The organism is Sutterella sp. AM11-39 (assembly GCF_003472385.1).
GTDB classification, from domain to species: Bacteria; Pseudomonadota; Gammaproteobacteria; order Burkholderiales; family Burkholderiaceae_F; genus Duodenibacillus; species Duodenibacillus intestinigallinarum.
The window spans coordinates 156,144-177,851 of sequence record NZ_QRLV01000004.1 but is presented as its reverse complement, the minus strand read 5'-3'; the positions used below and the strand labels follow the sequence as shown (position 1 = coordinate 177,851).

Here is a 21,708-nt window from a genome sequence, read left to right as displayed (position 1 = left end):
TGTTTTCTTCAGCGCTTCTGAGAAGCAGCTGAAATTTCTTCGTATGTTATCAGCGCCGGGGCTGTCAGTCCTCCGTACTCGATCAATGCCGCCAACGGATGAAAACGGCCGGTCTTGACGAGAGACTTGTGGTGGCGTAGCGAAAGCTCCCGCTGAACATCGTTCTCGCAGATGTAAAAGGCTCGATATTGTCCGTCGACTTCAACAACCAACGGGCATGTTACGTGATTCGTGTCGGCAAAGTGAGCAAAAGTTGCTTGAGGGTAGATGTCCGTGAGCGCCAAATACACCGCATTTTCAAAGAGGGAGCGGCGCAGTCCTTCAGGACATCCGGTCATTTGACCAGAGAGCCAGAGGCAGAGCCCCGGATGCCGCCAGTAGATCTTGGGACGATCCAACGTGCGACGCATCGGTTTGAGATTGATGGCAGGCACGACTTCAAGAAGCGCGAAATTTTCCAGAAGTCTGACCCATTCGAGAACCGTCACGCTCGGAATGTGCGCCAAGCGACCGATTTCGCTCCAGTTGGCGGCCGAAGCGGTGGTGCGCGCAAGCAGTCGGGCCACCGAATAAAAGGCGTCAGGCTTTCTCAGTCCGCAGCGCATGGCCGGGAGGGACGCTTCGGTTTTCCACAATTGCGTCCAATGCACAGCGCCTCGAACGCCCAGGCCGGGCGCCAGACACGCGGCTAAAGCTTCCGATTCACTTGCAAAGCCGGCGCTCGGTTCAAAAGCAGCGGGAGTGCCGTTAATCACCTCTGCGGTAAAAAGGCGAGGTTCCGGCGTTTCAAAGATTTCAAGTGCTACGCCCAAGTTTTGGGCAGATTCTCGGACAGCTCGAAGCGCACCTTTGGAGAAGCGGCCGGCGAGTACGAGATCCGTGAGAGGCCGACGGGACAGGAACTGAAGGGCGTTGTCCGTCACTGCTTTGCAGGCATGAGCGTTGACGATCGTTGTTCCGTTGCAGTAAAGCGCAAAAAACTCATCGCTCGAAGCTAGATACAACATTCGGTTGCCGTCGTCGGTGATATCGGCAACGGGATTGTCTCTGAGCGCATCGATTTCACGGTGATCCGTTCCGGCGGGCAGCGCAAAAAGGCGCAGGCGCGATTTGAGTTCTGTCTTATCGATCATCGGTCTAAGAGCTTAACTCGGCGGTTTGGATTTTCTTTGCGGCGCGTTTCCAAAGGACGAACGCTAACACACCGTAGGCGACGGCCAAAACAAGCAAATGCGCAAGCTGAGGCATGACGGCGTAGAGCGGCGCTGCGTTTTGGGAGACGGCAACAAGACCGTTGATGCCCGAGGTCGAGGGTAAGAACAAGCGCAAGGCCAAAGCGGGCGGTGTCATATCAAAGAGCGGGTGTACGACGCCCGAAAGAAAGAGCGCCGGAGCCGATATGACCACGAAGAACTGTGCGCCGTATGCGTTCGTGCCCATGGCAAACGTAAAGGCCAGACCGAAACTCACCACGGCAGCGCCGAAAATTGAGGCCAAAAGCAGTGTTGCTCCGGGGTTTTGCATGGAGGCAAAATCAAAGAGCACGAAGTCCGGGCCCAGAGCGTAGGCAAGCCACACGAGACTGAAAAGCCAGAAGGCGGTGTAGAGCGCCGCAAAGCCACGCGTGTTGCGGCAGACGGCACGCAGCACGGATGGAGGTTGGGAACTCGCAAGCCAACCGCCTAAACTCATCACGATGCTTACGAACATCACGGCTTGGATGATGACAGGCATTACGGCGGCAACGATATAGCTTGCGTAGCCCGAAAGCGGGTTGTAGAGGTTGACGTCGGCAAAGGCGACGGGGGCCATTTGAAGCTTTTTGAGGGTTTCGAGTGGAGCTCCGGCGCGAACGAGATTGAGCGCCATGCTCGCGGCCGTCGTTTCTCCGACGACGCCCATGAGGCCTGCCATGACCGCGCGCGACTTCACGGGGAAGGCACCGTTGGCGGTAAGTGCAACGGAGGTGTGTTTGCCGGCAAGCAGGTTTTCTTCGAAATTTTCCGGAATCGTGATCACAGCCGCCGCTTGTTCGGTTTTATAGAGTGTTTCGCCTTTGGCTCGATCCGTTTCGATGGCAACGACATTGATCATAGCCACTGATTTGATGCGTTCGATCATGGCGCGGCTCGCGGCGCTGCGGTCAAGGTCAACTACGGCCGTCTGAACGCTGGTGACGTTTTGCGCCGCATAGGGCCATGCGTAAAAGAGCAGGTAGAAAGCAACGGCGATCACGAAAATCACGAAAGTGTCTTTCGTAAAGGCGCCGCGTGCGAGAACCGTGCGAACTGTTTCCCAGAACCCGACGGGTTCAGGCAAACCGACAGCGGGGTGTGGCTTAAGCTCTTTTTGAGCCCATTTGCGCATTCTCATTGGCAGCAGAGCCAGACCGACGGCGGCCGGGATGATGACGAATAGAGAAAGCATCGAGAGCAGATGGATCGTGTGCGAAAGGTCGCTGCCGAGCACCCACTGCGACGAGTGAAGTCTCAGGTACCACGTCAAGGGCAGGAATTGCGCAAGGAGCTGCGCAACCGAGTCCATCGAATCCAGAGGAAAGGAAAAGCCCGTGAAGGGGAAGATGGGAGCGGTGGTGCCGATTGCAACCGACATGGCAATAATCCATGACGGCGAGAGGCTTGTGTAGAGCATGGCTAGGGCGGGCATGCTCGCGAAAAAGAGCACGATGCCCAGCGCCCAGGCGACGAGACTGCCCTGTACGCCCCAGCCCTCCCAGCCGGTGAACCAGGCAAGGTATGCCAGTCCCATGAGCGAGTAGAGGACCAACCAAAAGATCATGCGACCAAGCAGAAATCCCGTGAGGTGAGAGTAGGTTCCCACGACTTGATGCACGGTCTTGAGTCTCCATTCTCGGGTAAGCGATCCTACACAAGTCAGAATGGCCCCTAAGGCGAGCACGCCGGGCAGAATGGTGGTGAGCAGATATGCTTTGAAATTGAGAGCTGGGTTGCCCGCAATCAAAATGTCGGCGTCGAGCACGGCCAGACGTTCTTTGTTTCCGGCAAAGCCTCCGCCCACGACGGAGGCGGCTTCGAGCATCTGTCCGACTTGGATTTGAGACAGCGCAAGCTTGAGGTCGGTTTCCACCGTGGTCGCGATGGCGTAGTAGCTCTTGTTTAGAAAGAGCTCAAGAGCTGAGTCGGAGCGGCTGCCGGACGTTTTTTCGCTCCAGTTGTGGCCGATGACAAAGAGGGCGTATATGTTGCCTGTGGCAAGATCAGCCGTTGCCGCCTGAGGATTTTCGTAGTTGATGAAATCAACAGAGGCAACCGCATCCAGCGATCGGATCAGATCCCGGCTTTCTGCGGAGTTGTCGTAGTCGACAAGACCGACGGGGATGTTGCGCATCAGCCCGGTGGCAAAGACGGCGACGACGGCCAGGCACCAGAAAACGGGCACCACGATGCCGGTAAGCCACAAAAGCGGCGTATCGGCTGTGGTGCGTGCTTCCTGCACAAAAGCGCGCTTAAAGTCGGAAAGAAACGACGACATAACCGGGAGAAACGTCAGGAGCCTCGGGTAACGCGGTCAACAATCACGCTCATGCCGGGACGCAGATCGCGCATCGGCTCAAGCGGTCGGGCGCGAACTTCGAAGGTGCGCACGTCGTAGCCCGTCGACTGACGGGTGGAACGCCAGGTGGCGTAGTCGGCCCGCGGATTTATCCAATAAACGGTAAAGGCGACGTTGTCGGCACCCAAAGCCGGCACCTTGGCTTTGAGTTCGGTGCCCACTTTGATGTTGGCAAGCTCGTCTTCGCGGATGTTGAAGACCACCCATTTGTCGGAGTGATCCAGCAATGTGACGAGCGGGAAACCGGCCGGCGTTACTTCGCCTTCATGCAATACCACACGCGTGACTTCACCTTGGCGTGGAGCGCGGACCAGACTTTCAGAAGCCAGACTCTGCACTTCGGCGACACCCGAGGCGGCTTGACGCGCCAGTGCTTCTGCGGCTCGCTTTTCGTCTTCGCGCGACCCCGTGAGCGCCATGTCATAGACGCTTTGCGCGGCGCGGGTTAGCCCGCGGGCGGTATCAAGCGCCGCTTTGGCTTCATCGAACTTTTGAGCCGACACAAGTCCTTCCTTGTAGAGGGCATTGACACGGGAAAAGGTTTTCTCGGCAAGCTGCAGTGCACCCTTGGCACTTTCAAACATTGACTTGGCTTCACGAATCTTCTCTTTGCGGGCTCCTTCTTCCACAAGGCGAGCTTTGGCTTGAGCGGCCTGCTCCTGCGCCGTGACTTGGCCGAGTTTTGCGGAGATTTCCGGAATGTCGATTTTGACCATCACGGCGCCGGCTTCGACCGTGTCGCCTTCCTTGACGAGCACTTTCTCGATGCGGCCCGGAATCTTGGGCGCCACTTCAATGGTGCGGGCGTCGACTTGCCCCTGAAGCGGCGCCGGAGCAGGGGTGGCCGCTTTCCACAGACCGATGCCGATAAAGGCAAGAAGTCCTGCGCCGACCAGGGCAACGGCGATTGTTTTAACGGAGACGTTTTTGGATTTGGTCATAGTGGACACATCAATATTCAAAAATGTTTGTCTGACGCGTGACAGATTGCTCGAAGGCGTTCATGTCGCCGCTTACGGCGTTGAGCATGGCCCAGGCGACGACAAAGCGATAGGCAGCCACACGTCGCGCGATTTCAGCGGCCAGAAGCTTGGTGCGCGCATCGTTGACTTCATCGGCCGTCGAGAGCCCCTCGGAAAAGCTCTTTTCACGCAGCCGCAGGTTTTCCTTGGCAAGCGAAAGTGTCGAGTCGGTGAGGCGATAGGCTTCTCGGGCCTCGTTGCTTTTTAGGTACGCTGTCTGAACGGCCGTCTGAATGCGGTTGCTTGCCTCGTCGTGCGCAGCCTGTGCTTTGGTGACGAGCGAATTGGCCGCTGCAATCGACGCGTTGCGATCTTTGTTGTCCCAGAGCGTGAACTTCAGACCAATGCCGGCGATCCAGTCGGGTTCGGGAATCGTCAGATAGTGCTTAATCAGGTTGTAGTTGGCAAAAGCGTATACCTGAGGGTGCCAGGCGGCCTTTGCAGCCGTCACGCCTTGCTCGGCCTGCCGGCGTTGCGCCACTACGCTCTTTAGGACGGGACTTGAGCCCATCGCCTTGTCTTGCCAGCTCTTTAATGAACCGATGTCTTCCGTGACAACAAAGAGGGGGTTTTTGAGTTCTCCCACACTCTCTTCACGCAGAAGTCCGGCCAATTCGCTTTCGGCTACACGGCGGTTTGTCTGAGCGGTCAAAAGCTCTCGCTTGGCCGCGTCTCGGTTGACTTCGACGGCCATGCGTTCGAGTTTGCTGATCGTGCCGGTCTTTTCAAACCGAAGCGCTTTGCGAACTTCCAACTCCTGCTGATGAAGCATTTCGCTTTGCAGTCGTTCAATGCTGCGCGCAAGCTGTACGGCAAAGTATTTCTGCGCGAGCTCGGTGTCAACGGTGTCGCGCTGCGCCTGCGTGCGAGCCTGCGATTCGTAGACGGCTTCGTCGGCTGCGCGTACTTTGGCATTGATGGCGCCGCCCATGTAAATCGGCAGCTGAGCGTTGATGGCCGCACGCGGCCCCCCGATGTCTTCTTCGTGATAGAGGTCGATAGGTGGCAAGGTGGGAATGATCGATCTAAGATTGATCGTGCCGTAATCGAGCGTTTTGCGTCCCCAGATCTGCTTGGAGTCAAGCTCGATCTTAGGTCCGTGCAGGCTGCGCGCGCTCTTGGCTTCGCTTTCGCGCTTGGCCGTTTCGGCGGTTTCGACCTTGATGGCGTCCACCCGGTCGTGAGCAAGCTGCCTTGCCTGTGAGAAATCAAGCGCTGGCGTCTGGGCGTAGCTGGAGCTGAAAGCCCAGCAGAGCGATGCGAAGACGAAGAAAGATTTGACGGCCATCTGAGACTTTTCGTGAAGAAAGAATTTCTATAAAATCACAATTTTAGTGCTGAGAATCCTTCAGCACACCAACTTAATACCGAATGTCGCCCGAATGGCGAAATCGGTAGACGCAAAGGACTTAAAATCCTTGGCCTTTGGCATGCGGGTTCGAGTCCCGCTTCGGGCACCATCTACATTCGGTAAAGTCTGGTATGCCCCGATTTATCGGGGTTTTCTCTTTTCAGTTTCCGCTTTTCTTGGTTGCGGTGCTGCACGGGATTAGCATCAGAGGTACTTTCTGGAAAGCTATTGCGCTGTTTTTGCAAGGTTTTCTTACGGGAAGAACTGTAAAATGCGGCCAATCCGTTTGACAGCCCCGGAAGACGCTGATGTCAGAAATCCTAGATTTTTCTAAATTTCCCCTCGATTCACATATCCAGGCAGCGATTGCCGAAATGGGCTATGTCACGCCCACGCCGATTCAGGTGCAGGCTATCCCCGTCGTGCTTGCGGGGCAGGATGTGATGGGAGCGGCACAGACCGGTACGGGTAAGACGGCCGGCTATGGACTGCCTGCACTGCAGCGAATTCTTCCCAAGGCCAATACGTCGATGTCGCCCGCACGTCACCCCGTGCGCGTGCTGATTCTTGCGCCGACTCGCGAACTGGCAGTGCAGGTTAATGAAAGTCTTGTGAAGTACGCAAGCAAGACGCCTCTGCGCGTGGGCGTGGTCTACGGCGGCGTGGACATCAAGCCGCAGGCCGACATGCTGCGCCGTGGCGTTGAGGTCCTCACGGCAACGCCCGGTCGTCTGCTTGACCACCATGAAGGCGGTTCGGTGAACCTCTCTCAGGTCGAAATCGTGATTCTCGACGAGGCCGACCGTATGCTTGATATGGGCTTTTTGCCCGACATTTCGCGCATTCTGAATCTGTTGCCGAAAAAGCGTCAGAACCTGATGTTCTCGGCAACGTTCTCGCCTGAAGTGAAGAAACTTGCCGGCAACTTCCTGCGCAACCCGGTGCTCGTGGAAGTGGCTCGTGAAAACGCCACGGCCGATACGGTCGAGCAGATTGTCTATCAGGTTCACGACTCCGAAAAAACCGATGTTCTCATCGATATCCTCAAGGGTGACGGCGAAAACGGCGGTCCGATCAAGCAGGTCATCGTCTTTGTGAACGCCAAGATCACATGCCGTCGTCTTGCAAGCACGCTTTCTCGCGTTGGCATTTCGGCCGATGCCATTCACGGAGACAAGTCCCAGGAAGAGCGCATGGCCGCCTTGGAAGCTTTCAAGAAGGGCGAAGTAGAAGTGTTGGTGGCAACCGATGTAGCCGCCCGAGGTCTGGACATTGCCGAACTTCCGGTCGTGATCAACTACGACGTACCGTTTGGTGCCGAAGACTACGTGCACCGCATCGGTCGTACGGGGCGAGCGGGCGCCAAGGGCAAAGCCGTGATGCTCGCAACCGGCGGCGACAGTCGCCTTGTGACGGCCATCGAAGAGCTCACCAAGCAGAAGTTCAAGCCTGCCGAGCGCCGTCCGCTGTCTCGTGAAGAGCGCCGCTCCCGTTATGAGACGCAGCGTCGTGACGGTTTCGGAGAAGATCGTCCGCGCCGCGGTCGCAAGGAATGGCGAGATGACGATCGCGAGGGGCGCCGTCCGGTGGATCTGGATCTGCCAAAGATGCCGGCTCCGGTCTACGATCCGATCTTTGATGCGCCATATGAACCGACCGAAACCACGGCTACGGCCGAGACTGAACGCAATCAGTCGGTTCAGACTACCGTTCGCGGCCAGACTCAAGGCAAGAAAAAGGGCAGAGTTGCCGCGCTTTTGGGCGGCCTGCTTCGCAAATAATCGTTTGACGATCGGCTCTGCGGCCGATGACGATTTCCATCCCATTTCGTCCCCGCGTCTGAGAAAGATGCGGGGCGTTCGTATCGATATTTCATGACTGACACCGAAAAGTTTCGCTTTTGCGTTGCCCCGATGCTCGATTGGACCGATCGTCATTGCCGCTATTTCATGCGGCTGATGACGAAGCGTGCTCGTCTCTACACCGAAATGGTGACGGCGCCGGCCATTTTGTTCGGCAACCGGGATCTGCTTCTGAAGTTTGACGAAACGGAGCATCCCGTCGCCTGCCAGCTCGGCGGCAGTGATCCGGAGGATCTGGCCAAGGCGGCTGCCATTGCGTCGCAATACGGTTACGACGAAATCAACCTCAACTGCGGCTGCCCCTCCGAGCGCGTCCAGAAAGGCTCGTTTGGCGCCTGCCTGATGCTTGAGCCCAAGCTCGTGGCGGAGTGCTTTCAGGCGATCCGAGAAGCGAGCGGTCTTGAGACCACGATCAAGCACCGCATCGGCGTGGATCATCAGGACGACTATCCTTTCGTGCAGAACTTTGTCGGGACGCTTTACGAAGCCGGTTGCCGCGCTTTCATCGTGCATGTTCGCACTGCCTTTCTCAAAGGATTGTCGCCGCGTCAGAACCGCGACGTGCCGCCGCTTAAGCCCGACTATGCCTACCGACTCAAAAAGGACTTTCCGCAGGCGCAGTTTTGCATCAACGGCGGAATCCAGACGCTTGAAGAGTCCAAGACCTTCATTGATAACGGCATGGACGGTGTGATGGTGGGGCGAGCCGCCTATCATGAACCCTGGATGCTGTCTCGCGTAGACGAAGTTCTGTTCGGGGAAGAGCCCCGTGAGCTTCGTCGTGAAGACGTGGTCGAACAAATGACGGCGTACCTGCATCGCGTTGCACCGGAACACGAAAATGCGGTGCGAAACGCAGCTCGCCACACGATGGGCCTGATGAACGGCTTGCCCGGTGCGCGACTCTGGCGCCGTACGCTGTCCGATCCCAAGGCATACAAGGAAGCCGGTCCCAATGTGTTATTGGCGGCGCTTGAGTCCATGAAGGCCTGACGGCCGCAACATTTTTCAACGCACCAAGAGATTCGGAGGCGGAGAATGCTTGGAGCCATTGTCGGAGATATTGTCGGTTCTCGTTTTGAGTTTTCGTGTCAGCCCGAAGACGGCTCGTATTGTGAGTTCACGATGCCGCCGGAAACCGGTTTTGAGTTTCTGTCCTCGGATTGTTTCTTCACTGACGATACGGTGCTCACCGTGGCAATCTGTCAGGCGCTGACCGAAACGGGCGGAAATCCGGCATCTTTGCCGCGACGCGTGGTCGAACTTTTCTGTGAATACGGTTCTCGCTATCCGTTGGCGGGCTACGGAACTCGTTTTGACGAGTGGCTGCACAATCCGCACCGCAAGCCTTACATGAGTCACGGCAACGGCGCAGGAATGCGCGTAAGCGGCTGCGCCTACGCAGCCGAGACACTCGAAGAGGCCTTGCTGTTGTCCGACCTGGTCACGGGAGTGACGCACAACCATCCGGAAGGCATGTTGGGCGCCCGCGCGGTGACAGCGACAACGTTCTTGGCTCGTCAGGGCAAGAGCAAGGAAGAGATTCGCCGCTACATTGTCGAGAACTTCTACCCGCTGGATTTCACGATCGGTGAAATTCAGAACGACTATTGGAAGGGAAGAGGACTGGGCACCTGCGGCAATTCCATCCCACAGGCTCTGCAGGCATTCTTTGAGTCCACGGATTTTGAAAGCGCCATTCGGCTGGCAGTCGGATTGGGCGGCGACACCGACACGCTGGGTGCAATGGTCGGAGCTCCGGCAGGTGCCTACTACGGCGTTCCGGATGAGACGGCGGAGAAGGTCGAAACCTATCTCACGGAAGATTTGCGCAAGGCAATTGCCGGTTTTGAATCGAGCTTTTCTCTTTGAGTGTGTTGCGGGCTGACAAGACCGTCAGAGGCTATCTAAAACTATCATTTAAGAAAAATTGTATCGACAATCGTTCGAATTGGTTTTTATCGCATGATTTGGTTTGTTCTTTATTCGCTTCTTTTTATTGCTCTGGCATATATCGACTTTCGTAAAGGGCAAACGCCGGCCGGCTACTTTCTTAACGATCGCAAATCCAAAACGCATCAGGTCGGTTTTTCGATCATCGCATCCTGCGTGGGCGGTTCGGCCACGGTTGGGATGTGCGGACTGGCCTATGCGGTAGGCACGCCCGCGCTTTGGTGGTTGCTTTCCGGGGCGGCGGGACTTGTGGTGCTGCGTCTCTTTATGGTGCCGCGCATCCGCTCTCGCGGTTCGGCTCTCACAATGCCCGAAATGATTCGGGAGTCCGTCGGTGTTCATGCACATCGCCTGTCCTGCGTGATCATTCTGTGTTCATGGGTGGCGATTCTTGCCGCGCAGTTTTTGGCCATGGGGCGAATTGTGTCGGGTCTGACTGGAATGTCGAGCCTATCGGCGATGGCCTGCGGTGCCTTTGTGATCGTTCTCTACACCTGGCTGGGCGGACAGGCGAGCGTGATCAAAAGCGACGTGATTCAGCTTGTCTGCCTGGCGACTGGACTGATTTTTCTCTTGGGGTTTCTGATTTCGATCAATCCCGAGCCTGTTTCCGAGGTGCGTCTCGAATGGCTCAACGACAAGTTTGAGATCTCGGATTGGTCTCGCTTCATGCTGCTGATCGGCGGCAGCTATATCGTCTGTCCCATGCTATTTGCCCGCATCATGAGTGCGGAATCGGATAAGGCGGCTCGCCGCGGAGCGGAGCTGGGCATCCTGGGCATTGCCCTGATTGCTTTTGTGATCGTGGGCATCGGCTTGGAGGCAAGGGCCTTTTTGGGAGAAGGGGTGGAGGGCGACGCCGTGCTGCCTCAATTGGTCGGACAGTTGCCGACCTGGGTGGGCGTGCTCTTTTTCTTTGTGATGGCAAGCGCCATCTTGTCTTCGGCCGATTCTTGTCTGATCACGGCGGCGACGGTGGCGGCCAACGACATTCTGAAGGCGCCGAGCGTGAAGGTCTCACGGAGGTTGATTCTTGTCATTTCCGCGGCGGCCTTTGTTCTTGCCGGTTCCGGCAAGAGCGTGCTGGGACTGCTTCTGGCGGCCAACACGATATATACCTGTGCGGTGGTCTTTCCGATTTTCGTGACGCTGGCGGCAGGAAGAAAACTCAATGCTGCGGCGGCGCTCGCGACGATTGCAACGGCGGGCAGTCTGGCTCTGGCAAGCGAACTCATGAGTTATGAGCCCTTAAGCTACGTTGCGGCGCTGGTTTCTGTCATCGGCAGTTTGCTTTCTCTTTACGGCGGCGACGGCAGTGAAACGCCTCAGACCGTCACCGTGCCGGTACGTGTTCGAGAGCACTGAAATTAGAGAAAAATTTCGCCCGAGCATTTGATCTCGGCGGTGTTTTCTCATATAATCCGCGCTTCTTTGTGCAAGCAAAGAATTTTCCCGAACCTGCGCTATGTTGGCGCGGGTCAGTAAATAGCACGCCGAAGGCTCTCCGGGTGACCGCAATCGAGCGGTTTTGCCAAGGCCTCGGTGTTAGACATAACCTTGGAGAATAAGAAATGTCCGTCAGCATGCGTGAAATGCTCGAAGCCGGTTGCCACTTCGGCCACCAGACCCGCTTCTGGAACCCCAAGATGGCTCAGTACATCTTCGGCGCCCGCAACAAGATTCACATCATCAACCTCGAAAAGACGGTTGAAAAGCTTGCCGAAGCTGAAAAGTTCGTTCGCGAACTCTCCGCTCGCGGCGGCAAGATCCTCTTCGTGGACACCAAGCGCGGCGGCCGCGACACGATCATCGAACAGGCCCAGCGCGCTGGCTGCTGCTACGTTGATCAGCGCTGGCTCGGCGGCACGCTCACGAACTTCAAGACCGTGAAGCAGACGATCCGTCACCTCAAGGACATGGAAGCCACGCTCGAAGCCGGCGGCCTCGAGAAGATGAGCAAGAAGGAAGCTCTCGACTTCACCCGCGAAGTTGAAAAGCTCAACAAGTCCATCGGCGGTATCAAGGACATGGCCGGCCTGCCCGACGCCCTCTTCGTGATTGACGTCGGCTACCACAAGATCGCCATCCAGGAAGCCAACAAGCTCGGCATTCCGGTCGTGGCTGTCGTCGATACCAACCACAGCCCCGAAGGCGTTGACTATGTCATCCCGGGCAACGACGACTCCGGTAAGGCTGTTGCCATCTACGCTTCCGTGATCGCTGACGCCATCCTCGCCGGCCGTGCCGATGTGGCCACCGGTGAAGAAGAAGCTCAGGAAGAGTTCGTGGAAGTCGAAGAAAAGACCGAAGCCTAATTCTTAGACATCGATCTTTGGCGTCCGACAAGACGCATCCGTCCGACTGATCTCGCGGTCTTTCGGACGGCTGAAGAGAGGGCGCGGCGAAAAATTTTTTAGCCTGCGCCCTTTTTTCTGCTATTTTTTCAGGGTCTGCAAAAGTTGGATCCTGCAGAAACAGAATTTCAATATGTTCGAGAACGGGTATTCTCGGACAATTTTTTTAAGACAATAGGAGCTAAAAGAATGGCCGCTATTACTGCCGCAATGGTTAAGGCGCTTCGCGAAAAGACCGACGCCCCGATGATGGAATGCAAGAAGGCCCTCACGGAAGCTGACGGTGACGCCGCCAAGGCAGAAGAAATCCTTCGCGTCAAGCTCGGCAACAAGGCTAGCAAGGCCGCTGCCCGCGTGACGGCTGAAGGCGTTGTGACGGTTTACGTGAGCGAAGACCGCAAGGTCGGCGCCATCCTTGAAGTCAACTCGGAAACCGACTTCGTTGCCAAGAACGAAGAATTCCAGAAGATGGCCCAGGATGCGGTTCGTCTGGTTGCCGAACAGAACCCGGCTGACATCGCTGCTCTGTCGGCTCTCAACATCGACGGCAAGACCCTCGAAGAAGTCCGTACGGCTCTCGTCGGCAAGATCGGCGAAAACATGACCTTCCGTCGTTTCCAGCGCTTCGAAGCTCAGGGCCAGCTGCACAAGTATGTGCACGGTGGCTCCAAGATCGCTGCTCTCGTTGACGTGGTCGGCGGTGACGACGAAGTCGCTCACGACATCGCCATGCACATCGCTGCTGCAAAGCCGAAGGCTCTCGACCAGTCCGGCATTCCCGCTGAACTGATCGAAACCGAACGCCGCGTGGCCATCGAAAAGGCTCGCGAAGCCGGCAAGCCCGAAGCCATGCTCGAACGCATCGCCGAAGGTACCGTCAACAAGTTCCTCAAGGAAGTGACGCTCCTCAACCAGCCGTTCGTTAAGGACGACAAGGTGACGATCGCCCAGCTTCTGAAGAGCAAGGGTGCTTCCGTGGCTTCCTTCGGCCTGTACGTGGTCGGCGAAGGCCTCGAAAAGCGCAACGAAGACTTCGCTGCTGAAGTCGCTGCTCAGCAGGCAGCTGCTGCCAAGGCTTAATCGGCTCTTCTGGCTGAAAAAATGAGTTAAGGGGTGACGGCTCGGAGAAATCCGGGCCGTTACTTTTGGGAGAGTGTTTGCAAAAACTTGTGTGCATTCGGTACGGCTTGACTCAAACACGCGTTGATTGCTGTATCATCCACACAATTTAGGTAAAAGTGCCCAGATGAGGGCTTTTACCAGGCTTGTTTTGCGCCTGAAATTCGTAAAACTCGCCAAGATTTTCGTGACAACCCTACCTGACGGAGGCGGCGGACAAAATCGCCGTATGTGCCCATGCAAAATCCCACGCCCAAGTACAAGCGCGTTCTTTTGAAACTTTCCGGCGAAGCCCTGATGGGGCCGGATCAGTTCGGTATCAACCGCACGACGCTTTCGGGCATCGTTGAGGAAATCAAGAGCATGCTTGAGCTCGGTGTCGAACTCGGCGTTGTTGTGGGCGGCGGCAATATCTTCCGCGGCGTGGCGCTCGGCGCAACCGGCATGGACCGGGCCACAGGCGACTACATGGGTATGCTCGCCACTGTCATGAATGCAATGGCTCTGCAGGACGCCCTGCGTACCGCCGGCATCGAAGCCCGCGTGCAGAGCGCTCTGACGCTGTCTCAGGTTGCCGAACCGTACATCCGCGGCCGCGCTTTGAAGTATCTGGAAAAGGGCCGCGTTGTGATCTTTGCTGCCGGTACCGGCAATCCGTTCTTCACGACCGATACGACGGCCGCGTTGCGCGGCGCTGAAATCGGTGCTCAGATCGTTCTGAAGGCCACCAAGGTCGACGGCATCTACTCCGAAGATCCCAAGAAGAACCCCAACGCCGAACTCTACAAGGACATCACGTTTGACGAAGCCATGCGCCGCAACCTCAAGGTGATGGATGCCACGGCTTTCGCTCTTTGCCGCGATCAGGGTTTGCCCATCAAGGTCTTCTCGATCACCAAGCCCGGCGCCATGCGCCGCGTTGTGCTCGGCGAAGACGAGGGCACGCTTGTGCATGTCTAAGAATTCGTGGCAAAATCAACAGATTCAATCTTTTTTTCTCTGACTAATCAGAAACAGAAAACAAATGAGTACTATCGCCGAAATTCAACAGCAGTGTGAATACAAGATGAAGCGCACGATCGAAAGCCTGCGTGACGATCTTTCCAAGTTGCGTACGGGGCGTGCCTCCACCGGCATTCTGGAACATGTGATGGTCGATTACTATGGTTCGCCTACGCCGCTGTCTCAGGTTGCCAACCTCGGCGTGGCCGACGCCCGCACGATTACGGTGCAGCCCTGGGATCGCAAGATGATTCCCGTGATCGAAAAGGCGATTCTCATGGCTGACCTGGGGCTGAACCCCGCTGCCTTCGGCGACATGGTTCGCGTGCCGGTTCCGCCGCTCACCGAAGAACGTCGTCGTGAAATCTGTAAGGTTGTGCGCGGCGACGGCGAAGACGCCAAGGTCGCCATCCGCAATCTGCGCCGCGACGCCAACGAACACGTCAAGAAGCTCGAAAAGGCCAAGGAAGTGAGCGAAGACGAACAGAGCCGCAGCGAAAAGGAAATCCAGAAGATGACCGACAAGTACATCGCTGAGGTCGATCAGGTCGTTTCCGCCAAGGAAAAAGAGGTGATGACGGTCTAAGTTTCCGCTACGGCAGCGGAACTAAGATGTTCTCACCCGACAAGCGCCCGGGCTCGGCTTAACCAAGCCGTCAGTGCGGGCGCTTTTTTGTTTGTTAGTTTTGCAATCACCGCCATGTCGCATCCCAACCACCTCGCAATCATTATGGACGGCAACGGCCGCTGGGCTAAGGGGCGCTTTTTGCCGCGCATTGAAGGCCATCGCCGAGGCGTTGAGACGGTTCGGACCGTCGTCAAGGCGGCGCGTAGCCGCGGCATCGAACATCTTTCGGTTTTTGCTTTCTCGAGCGAAAACTGGAATCGCCCGCGCGAAGAAGTCAACGCGCTTCTCAATTTCTTCGTGGCTGGACTCAAGCAGGAGGCCGAACCGCTTCTGAAGGCAGACGTCAGACTGCACGTCGTGGGCGACAGAAGTGTCTTTTCCGACGAGCTGGTGCGAGCGATAGAACAGGCTGAGGACATCACCCGCAACGCCACGGGAATGCACTTTAACGTCTGCATCAACTACGGCGGCCGCTGGGACATTGCGCAGGCCGCGCGTCGGGCTGCCGCTGCCGGCTTTGATCTGACGGTTGAAAACATTGACCGCTATCTCGGCATGCCTTGGTCGGGCCCCGTTGATCTGATGATCCGAACCGGGGGAGAGCAGCGCATTTCCAACTTTATTCTTTGGCAGGCAGCGTACGCAGAGCTTTGGTTTACCGAAAAGCTCTGGCCCGAGTTTTCTGAAGCCGATCTCGATGAGGCGCTCAAGTGGTTCGCCGGCCGCGAACGCCGTTTTGGCAAAACCAGCGAACAGATCCGAAACGGAGCCTAAGGGGCCGATTCCCTAACGTCAAAGGTACGTCGCCAGGCGTCAAAAGCTTTGCGGCATTGCCTTTCTTGTGCCATAGTTTGTTTGTTCGCAGTCCGTTTTTTGGTTGATCATGCTTTTAACGCGAGTTATTACAGCGGCGGTTTTGCTGCTGATCCTCGTGGTTGCGGCGCAGGCCGGCGACCATGTTCTTAACGCCGTTCTGGCAATCGGCTACGGCATCACGCTGGCCGAATGGCTCAAACTCACCAAGCTGCCCGGAACTCCGTCCTATTTTCTGGGCGGCTGCTTTGCGCTAGCGGGAGCAGGTCTCGCACTGGGTGCGGCCGATCTTGACGTTTTCGGTTCCGTTTATCTGGCGTTGCAGCTTGCCGTGGCCTGCATTTGGCTTGCCGTCACGGCCGTGTGCTACAACGCGCGCAACATCGGCTTTGGTGTAGCGCGTTCCGCGGCAACGGTCCTTGCTTTTGTGGTGACGACCGCAACGTGGCTTGCCGTGTGGCAATTCCTGCGTTTGGGCAGTTGGCCGCTTCTTATCAGCGTCTTTATGATCGTGTGGTTGGCTGATGCCTGTGCCTACTTTGCGGGGCGCCTTTTTGGCAAGAACCGCATGGCTCCCGCTATTAGCCCCAAGAAAACTTGGGAAGGCGTGGTGGGCGGCCTTGTTAGTGTCCTGGTGGCGGCGCTTGCGGCTTACCTTTGGTTACCCCACGAAATGGTGCTCACGAGTATTCTCCTTGACAAGGCGGGCTTTGCGGCCGGTCTTCTGATGATTCTTGTCCTGGTGGCGGTTTCCGTTTCGGGTGACCTTTTCGAGTCGAGCCTCAAGCGCCAGGCCGGCGTTAAGGATTCCGGGCGCTTGCTTCCCGGTCACGGCGGCTTTTACGATCGTCTCGATTCGTCTCTGGCCGTGCTGCCTACAGCAGCAGCCATGCTGATGATTGTCTAATGCTTACCGCATCGTTCGCGTTCGGGTATTTCGGCTGAATTTTCTCCAGAAATTAGGCAGAAGTACCCAAAAAAGCGGTTGTGCTTCTTTATAATTCCTTAATTCAAGAATCCCGCGCCGGACACAGACGGCGCTCTTCTTTTTGATTAGAGAAAATGACTAAATACGTATTCGTCACGGGCGGCGTTGTCTCCAGTTTGGGCAAAGGCATCGCCGCCGCTTCTTTAGCTGCAATCCTTGAGTCCCGTGGTCTCAAGGTGACGATGATCAAGCTCGATCCCTACATCAACGTGGATCCGGGCACGATGAGTCCGTTCCAGCACGGCGAAGTGTTCGTGACGGAGGACGGTGCGGAGACCGACCTTGACTTGGGTCACTACGAGCGCTTCATTTCCTCGAAGATGAGCCGCTACAACAACTTCACGACCGGTCAGATTTATAAGAGCGTTCTTGAAAAGGAACGCCGCGGCGAATACCTCGGCAAGACTGTGCAGGTCATTCCGCACATCACCAACGAAATTCAGGAATACGTCGTTCGCGGCGCTAAGAACGCCTGCAACGGCGATTGCGACGTGGCCGTGGTGGAAATCGGCGGTACGGTGGGCGATATCGAATCGCTGCCCTTCATTGAAGCCGTCCGACAGATGAGCTTCCGTGTGGGGCGCGACAACGCTTGTTTCATTCACCTCACGCTGTGCCCCTGGGTGGCCGCCGCCGGCGAACTCAAGACCAAGCCCACGCAGCACTCCGTGCAGAAGCTGCGCGAAGAAGGTGTCTATCCGGACATCCTGCTGTGCCGCGCCGAACGCGAAGTGCCCGAAGGCGAACGCGCCAAGATCGCACTCTTCTGCAACGTGCCGATGGATCACGTGATCAGCGTGACTGACGCGAGCACCATCTACGAGGTGCCTCTGATGCTGCACGCCCAGCATCTTGACGAAATTGTCTGCAAGCGTCTGAATCTCGACTGCAAGCCCGCCGATCTGTCTCAGTGGCAGGAAATCGTTCGCCGCATCCACGAAACGAAGGGTGAAGTGACGATCGGCATGGTCGGCAAGTACGTTGACTACGCCGACAGCTACAAGAGCCTGAACGAAGCTCTGATCCACGCCGGCATCAAGACCGAACACAAGGTCAAGGTCAACCTGATTGACTCCGAAGAGATCGAAAAGCACGGCTGCGACATGCTCAAGGGGCTCGACGCCATTCTGGTGCCGGGCGGCTTTGGCAAGCGCGGTACGGAAGGCATGATCAAGGCGATCGAGTTTGCCCGCGTCAACAAGATTCCGTTCCTGGGCATTTGCCTTGGCATGCAGACGGCCGTGATCGAATTTGCTCGTCACGTCTGCGGGCTGGGCGGCGCCAACTCCACCGAATTCGATCTCGATACTCCGCATCCAGTGGTCGCTCTGATCACGCAGTGGACGGATAAGTCCGGCAAGGTCGAACAGCGCACCGAAAAGAGTGATCTGGGCGGCACGTTGCGTCTGGGCAGCCAGACGGTTCCCGTCAAGGACGGCACGCTCGCTCACCAGATCTACGGCGACACGGTTTGCGAACGCCATCGTCACCGTTACGAAGTCAACAACGCTTACGTTCCGCAGTTTGAGGATAACGGCATGGTGATCTCGGCTCGTACGCCGACGGAAAACCTGCCGGAAATGATGGAATTGCCCGATCATCCGTTCTTCTTCGGCGTTCAGTTCCATCCGGAATTCACCTCGACGCCGCGCGACGGTCATCCGTTGTTTGAAGCGTTTGTGCGCGCTGCCATCAAGCAGCACAATGAAAAGCAGGCCTAACAGAGTTCTGCGGGAGAAACCATGAAGCTGTGCGGTTTTGAAACTGGCAACAGAAATCCGTTCTTTCTGATCGCGGGGCCGTGCGTCATCGAAAGTCGTGAAATGGTGATGGAAATCGCCTCTTTCATGAAAGAGACCTGTGATGAGCTCGGTATTCGCTACATCTTCAAGGCGAGCTTTGACAAGGCCAACCGCACGTCGACGAAAAGCTACCGAGGCCCCGGCATCGACGAGGGTCTCAAGATCCTTGACGATGTTCGCCGCGAAGTGAGCGTTCCGATTCTCACGGATGTGCACACGCCCGAACAGGTGCGTCAGGTGGCCGACGTCGTAGACGTGCTTCAGACGCCTGCGTTCCTGTGCCGTCAGACCGACTTCATCGTCGCTTGTGCCAAGAGCGGCAAGCCCGTCAACATCAAGAAGGGGCAGTTCCTTGCGCCGCACGACATGGTCAACGTGATCGCCAAGGCGCGCGAAGCCGCTCTGGAGGAGGGGCTTAACCCCGACAACTTCATGGTGTGCGAACGCGGTGCGTCGTTTGGCTACGGCAATCTGGTCAGCGATATGCGCAGCCTTGCCATCATGCGTGAAACGAAGGCACCTGTGGTGTTTGACGCCACGCACTCCGTGCAGATGCCGGGCGGCCGCGGTACGAGCTCCGGCGGTGATCGCCGCTTCGTGCCCGTGCTTTCGCGCGCAGCGGTTGCCGTGGGTGTTGACGGACTCTTCTTTGAGACGCATCCCAATCCCGATACGGCACTTTCCGACGGCCCCAACATGGTGCCGCTCAACCGTATGCCGGATTTGCTCGAAGAGCTCGTGCGCATTGACCGCATCGTCAAAGGTTTCGACTACATCGAAAACAGTCTTTAAAAAATTACCCGGCGAGGCGACTTGCCGGGTCTTTTACGATTCTTTCTTTTTTTAGGAAAAAACAATGAGCGCCATCATTGACATCATTGGCCGCGAAGTTCTCGATTCTCGCGGTAACCCGACCGTGGAAGCCGAAGTGTTCCTCGAAAGCGGCGTTTCTGCTCGCGCGGCAGTTCCCTCCGGTGCCTCCACCGGTGTGCGTGAAGCCATCGAACTGCGCGACGGCGATCCCAAGCGCTACTGCGGCAAGGGCGTGTTGAAGGCTGTGGAGCACGTCAACGGCGAAATTGCCGAAGCCCTGCTCGGCGTGGAAGCTTCCGATCAGCCCTACATCGACCGCACGATGATCGAACTTGACGGCACCGACAACAAGTCTCGCCTCGGCGCCAACGCCATTCTGGCCGTTTCGATGGCTGTGGCCCGCGCTGCCGCTGAAGAAGCCTGCCTGCCGCTGTACCGCTATTTCGGCGGCATGGGTGCCGTGCAGATGCCCGTTCCGATGATGAACGTCATCAACGGCGGCGCTCACGCCAACAACAACCTCGACCTGCAGGAATTCATGATCATTCCGCTGGGCGCACCGTCCTTCAAGGAAGCCCTGCGTTACGGCGCCGAAACGTTCCATGCGTTGAAGAAGATCATCAACTCCCGCGGCATGTCCACGGCTGTGGGCGACGAAGGCGGCTTTGCTCCCAAGTGCGAAAGCCATGAAGAAGCCATTGAACTCATCATGGAGGCCATCCGTGCCGCAGGCTACGAACCGGGCAAGGATATCGCCATCGGTCTGGACTGCGCTTCGAGCGAATTCTTCGAAGACGGCTCCTACGTGATGAAGAAGTCCTCCGGCAAGAAGCTCTCCGCAGAAGAATGGGCCGCCGTGCTCGAAGCCTGGGTTGAGAAGTACCCGATCATCTCGATTGAAGACGGCATGGCCGAAGGCGACTGGGAAGGCTGGAAGATGCTCACCGACAAGCTCGGCGACCGCGTTCAGCTCGTGGGTGACGATCTCTTCGTGACCAATCCCGCCATCCTCAAGGAAGGCATCGAAAAGGGCGTGGCCAACTCGATTCTGATTAAGGTCAACCAGATCGGCACTCTCTCGGAGACGTTCGAAGCCATCGAAATGGCCAAGCGCGCCGGCTACACCGCCGTGGTGAGCCACCGCTCGGGCGAGACCGAAGACAGCACGATTGCCGACATCGCCGTTGGTCTTAACGCCGGCCAGATCAAGACCGGTTCCATGAGCCGTTCCGACCGTATGGCTAAGTACAACCAGCTGCTTCGCATTGAAGAGCACCTCGGCCCCAACGCTGTTTATCCGGGCCGTTCCGCTTTCTACTGCATCAAGCGCTAATCGGTGCATCGATTGAGTGCGGCATCCTTCGGGGTTCCGCGCTCCAAGCTCGAGTTGCCTCGCCGTAAGCGGTCTCCCTTCGGAAAAGACTGCCAGGCGAGGCAATTTTTTGCTGAGTTGAGGTAAAGTTCTAACGCCTCGGTTTTAGGTCTTGTTTTTTTCGCCCGGCTCTTCATGCGCGCTCGCTATTTTTTCTACATTTTGCTTGTCTCGGCCGCCATTGCCATTCAGTGGCCGTTGTGGTTCGGCAAAGGAGGCATCTCGCGCATGCATTCGCTTGAGGCGGAATTGACGTCGATTCGCGAGTCCAACGATCGACTGCGAGCCGAAAACGATGCCGTGGCCGCGGAAATCGAGTCGCTGGAAAGCGGCAGCGGTGCCGTCGAAGAACGAGCTCGCATGCGCCTGGGGATGGTACGCAAGGACGAAGTCCTTTTCCGATTCGTTCCCAAGGGTGAAAAGAAGGACATCGAAGCCGACCTGATCCGCGAGTCGGGGAAGAAGGGCAAACCTAATTACTTTGCGCCAAAGCGCAGCAATCTATACACTGACGGAGTCATTCCGCCGAAACATGAGTCCGGCAAGTAGCCGAATTCGGCGGATAAGATTCGCGTGTAGCTTTCGAGAAAGGAGTGCATTCCAATGGCTCAGCAATTCATTCAGCAGTTGACGGTTCACCTCAAGGGCGGCCAGACGGTCGTCGTTCCGTTTAATGCCGAAAAAGCAGAAGTTCTGAATCCGCAGATCGAAGCCTTCATCAAGGCTCTCGGTGATACAACGAAAAAGGACGGCAATTTCCTCTTTCAGGGAGCTCGCGTCGTTCTGTTCCGTCTGAGCGAAGTGTCCGGCGCCGAAGTGGTGAGCCTCGTTCGCAAGGAAAAGGAAGAAAAGCCTCAGGCCGCTGAATAATCAGCGAGATCCTGAATCGAAGCCCGGACCGGCCGCAGTGCTGTTTCCGGGTTTTTTGTCGTCTATGGGTCTTGAAAAAGGTCGTTTCAGCCCCCACATAGCGTAGCAGTGTGAAGCGGCGTCTTGGCGCCGTTTTTGCAACGATTTCGTGAACTTTTGATTTAA

The 21,708-nt window shown here is 56.9% G+C and carries 19 protein-coding genes and 1 tRNA gene; 16 read left to right on the top strand and 4 right to left on the bottom strand.

Going from position 1 to position 21,708, the window contains the following annotated elements; all coding sequences use genetic code 11:
• Positions 1 to 8: 8 nt before the first annotated feature.
• From DW133_RS05140 to DW133_RS05125, 4 genes are read right to left on the bottom strand one after another with little or no spacing between them, the layout of a single operon-like run.
• Complete coding sequence (locus DW133_RS05140; protein ID WP_118275570.1) at positions 9 to 1,133, bottom strand: DUF4143 domain-containing protein; 1,125 nt, start codon at positions 1,131 to 1,133, stop codon at positions 9 to 11.
• A 4-nt stretch (positions 1,134 to 1,137) separates the two neighbouring features.
• On the bottom strand, positions 1,138 to 3,513 hold the full coding sequence (locus tag DW133_RS05135; protein ID WP_118275569.1) for an ABC transporter permease: 2,376 nt from the start codon (positions 3,511 to 3,513) through the stop codon (positions 1,138 to 1,140).
• Positions 3,514 to 3,527: 14 nt separating this feature from the next.
• Positions 3,528 to 4,535: an HlyD family secretion protein gene (locus tag DW133_RS05130; RefSeq protein WP_118275568.1), complete on the bottom strand. Its 1,008-nt coding sequence runs from the start codon at positions 4,533 to 4,535 to the stop codon at positions 3,528 to 3,530.
• Positions 4,536 to 4,545: 10 nt separating this feature from the next.
• The gene (locus tag DW133_RS05125) at positions 4,546 to 5,904 is read right to left on the bottom strand and encodes a TolC family protein (RefSeq protein ID WP_118275567.1); all 1,359 of its coding nucleotides are present in this window, start codon (positions 5,902 to 5,904) and stop codon (positions 4,546 to 4,548) included.
• An 88-nt stretch (positions 5,905 to 5,992) separates the two neighbouring features.
• Here DW133_RS05125 and DW133_RS05120 point away from each other — a divergent pair.
• The 16 genes from DW133_RS05120 (at position 5,993) to DW133_RS05045 (ending at position 21,543) form a co-directional block, all read left to right on the top strand.
• Positions 5,993 to 6,076: transfer RNA gene (locus DW133_RS05120), tRNA-Leu, on the top strand.
• Positions 6,077 to 6,275: 199 nt separating this feature from the next.
• Complete coding sequence (locus DW133_RS05115; RefSeq protein ID WP_118275566.1) at positions 6,276 to 7,748, top strand: DEAD/DEAH box helicase; 1,473 nt, start codon at positions 6,276 to 6,278, stop codon at positions 7,746 to 7,748.
• Between the two features lie 93 nt (positions 7,749 to 7,841).
• A complete protein-coding gene (dusA, locus tag DW133_RS05110; protein WP_118275565.1) occupies positions 7,842 to 8,822 on the top strand; it encodes a tRNA dihydrouridine(20/20a) synthase DusA in 981 nt (326 codons plus the stop codon).
• Positions 8,823 to 8,867: 45 nt separating this feature from the next.
• A complete protein-coding gene (locus tag DW133_RS05105; protein ID WP_118275564.1) occupies positions 8,868 to 9,701 on the top strand; it encodes an ADP-ribosylglycohydrolase family protein in 834 nt (277 codons plus the stop codon).
• Between the two features lie 93 nt (positions 9,702 to 9,794).
• Positions 9,795 to 11,147 (top strand): sodium:solute symporter, encoded by a 1,353-nt coding sequence (locus DW133_RS05100; protein WP_118275563.1) that lies wholly within the window; start codon positions 9,795 to 9,797, stop codon positions 11,145 to 11,147.
• A gap of 206 nt (positions 11,148 to 11,353) precedes the next feature.
• On the top strand, positions 11,354 to 12,097 hold the full coding sequence (gene rpsB / locus DW133_RS05095) for a 30S ribosomal protein S2 (protein WP_118275562.1): 744 nt from the start codon (positions 11,354 to 11,356) through the stop codon (positions 12,095 to 12,097).
• Positions 12,098 to 12,325: 228 nt separating this feature from the next.
• Positions 12,326 to 13,216, top strand: a complete 891-nt coding sequence (tsf, locus tag DW133_RS05090) for a translation elongation factor Ts (protein WP_118275561.1) — start codon at positions 12,326 to 12,328, stop codon at positions 13,214 to 13,216.
• 276 nt (positions 13,217 to 13,492) lie between these two features.
• Positions 13,493 to 14,215, top strand: a complete 723-nt coding sequence (gene pyrH, locus DW133_RS05085; protein ID WP_118275560.1) for a UMP kinase — start codon at positions 13,493 to 13,495, stop codon at positions 14,213 to 14,215.
• A gap of 64 nt (positions 14,216 to 14,279) precedes the next feature.
• On the top strand, positions 14,280 to 14,843 hold the full coding sequence (gene frr / locus DW133_RS05080) for a ribosome recycling factor (protein WP_118275559.1): 564 nt from the start codon (positions 14,280 to 14,282) through the stop codon (positions 14,841 to 14,843).
• A 114-nt stretch (positions 14,844 to 14,957) separates the two neighbouring features.
• A complete protein-coding gene (uppS, locus tag DW133_RS05075; protein WP_118275558.1) occupies positions 14,958 to 15,659 on the top strand; it encodes a polyprenyl diphosphate synthase in 702 nt (233 codons plus the stop codon).
• A gap of 109 nt (positions 15,660 to 15,768) precedes the next feature.
• Complete coding sequence (locus tag DW133_RS05070) at positions 15,769 to 16,605, top strand: phosphatidate cytidylyltransferase (protein WP_118275557.1); 837 nt, start codon at positions 15,769 to 15,771, stop codon at positions 16,603 to 16,605.
• A gap of 155 nt (positions 16,606 to 16,760) precedes the next feature.
• Positions 16,761 to 18,407, top strand: coding sequence for a CTP synthase (locus DW133_RS05065; protein WP_118275556.1), 1,647 nt, complete (start codon positions 16,761 to 16,763; stop codon positions 18,405 to 18,407).
• 21 nt (positions 18,408 to 18,428) lie between these two features.
• The gene (gene kdsA / locus DW133_RS05060; protein WP_118275555.1) at positions 18,429 to 19,280 is read left to right on the top strand and encodes a 3-deoxy-8-phosphooctulonate synthase; all 852 of its coding nucleotides are present in this window, start codon (positions 18,429 to 18,431) and stop codon (positions 19,278 to 19,280) included.
• 64 nt (positions 19,281 to 19,344) lie between these two features.
• Complete coding sequence (eno, locus tag DW133_RS05055) at positions 19,345 to 20,634, top strand: phosphopyruvate hydratase (protein ID WP_118275554.1); 1,290 nt, start codon at positions 19,345 to 19,347, stop codon at positions 20,632 to 20,634.
• A 174-nt stretch (positions 20,635 to 20,808) separates the two neighbouring features.
• Positions 20,809 to 21,222, top strand: coding sequence for a septum formation initiator family protein (locus DW133_RS05050; RefSeq protein ID WP_118275553.1), 414 nt, complete (start codon positions 20,809 to 20,811; stop codon positions 21,220 to 21,222).
• Positions 21,223 to 21,276: 54 nt separating this feature from the next.
• Positions 21,277 to 21,543, top strand: a complete 267-nt coding sequence (locus tag DW133_RS05045) for a hypothetical protein (protein ID WP_118275552.1) — start codon at positions 21,277 to 21,279, stop codon at positions 21,541 to 21,543.
• Positions 21,544 to 21,708 lie beyond the last annotated feature (165 nt).

Coding starts and splice junctions, on each gene's coding strand:
- DW133_RS05140 (WP_118275570.1), bottom strand. CDS start 1,133: ATGATCGATAAGACAGAACTCAAATCGCGCCTGCGCCTTTTTGCGCTG.
- DW133_RS05135 (WP_118275569.1), bottom strand. CDS start 3,513: ATGTCGTCGTTTCTTTCCGACTTTAAGCGCGCTTTTGTGCAGGAAGCA.
- DW133_RS05130 (WP_118275568.1), bottom strand. CDS start 4,535: ATGACCAAATCCAAAAACGTCTCCGTTAAAACAATCGCCGTTGCCCTG.
- DW133_RS05125 (WP_118275567.1), bottom strand. CDS start 5,904: ATGGCCGTCAAATCTTTCTTCGTCTTCGCATCGCTCTGCTGGGCTTTC.
- DW133_RS05115 (WP_118275566.1), top strand. CDS start 6,276: ATGTCAGAAATCCTAGATTTTTCTAAATTTCCCCTCGATTCACATATC.
- dusA (WP_118275565.1), top strand. CDS start 7,842: ATGACTGACACCGAAAAGTTTCGCTTTTGCGTTGCCCCGATGCTCGAT.
- DW133_RS05105 (WP_118275564.1), top strand. CDS start 8,868: ATGCTTGGAGCCATTGTCGGAGATATTGTCGGTTCTCGTTTTGAGTTT.
- DW133_RS05100 (WP_118275563.1), top strand. CDS start 9,795: ATGATTTGGTTTGTTCTTTATTCGCTTCTTTTTATTGCTCTGGCATAT.
- rpsB (WP_118275562.1), top strand. CDS start 11,354: ATGTCCGTCAGCATGCGTGAAATGCTCGAAGCCGGTTGCCACTTCGGC.
- tsf (WP_118275561.1), top strand. CDS start 12,326: ATGGCCGCTATTACTGCCGCAATGGTTAAGGCGCTTCGCGAAAAGACC.
- pyrH (WP_118275560.1), top strand. CDS start 13,493: ATGCAAAATCCCACGCCCAAGTACAAGCGCGTTCTTTTGAAACTTTCC.
- frr (WP_118275559.1), top strand. CDS start 14,280: ATGAGTACTATCGCCGAAATTCAACAGCAGTGTGAATACAAGATGAAG.
- uppS (WP_118275558.1), top strand. CDS start 14,958: ATGTCGCATCCCAACCACCTCGCAATCATTATGGACGGCAACGGCCGC.
- DW133_RS05070 (WP_118275557.1), top strand. CDS start 15,769: ATGCTTTTAACGCGAGTTATTACAGCGGCGGTTTTGCTGCTGATCCTC.
- DW133_RS05065 (WP_118275556.1), top strand. CDS start 16,761: ATGACTAAATACGTATTCGTCACGGGCGGCGTTGTCTCCAGTTTGGGC.
- kdsA (WP_118275555.1), top strand. CDS start 18,429: ATGAAGCTGTGCGGTTTTGAAACTGGCAACAGAAATCCGTTCTTTCTG.
- eno (WP_118275554.1), top strand. CDS start 19,345: ATGAGCGCCATCATTGACATCATTGGCCGCGAAGTTCTCGATTCTCGC.
- DW133_RS05050 (WP_118275553.1), top strand. CDS start 20,809: ATGCGCGCTCGCTATTTTTTCTACATTTTGCTTGTCTCGGCCGCCATT.
- DW133_RS05045 (WP_118275552.1), top strand. CDS start 21,277: ATGGCTCAGCAATTCATTCAGCAGTTGACGGTTCACCTCAAGGGCGGC.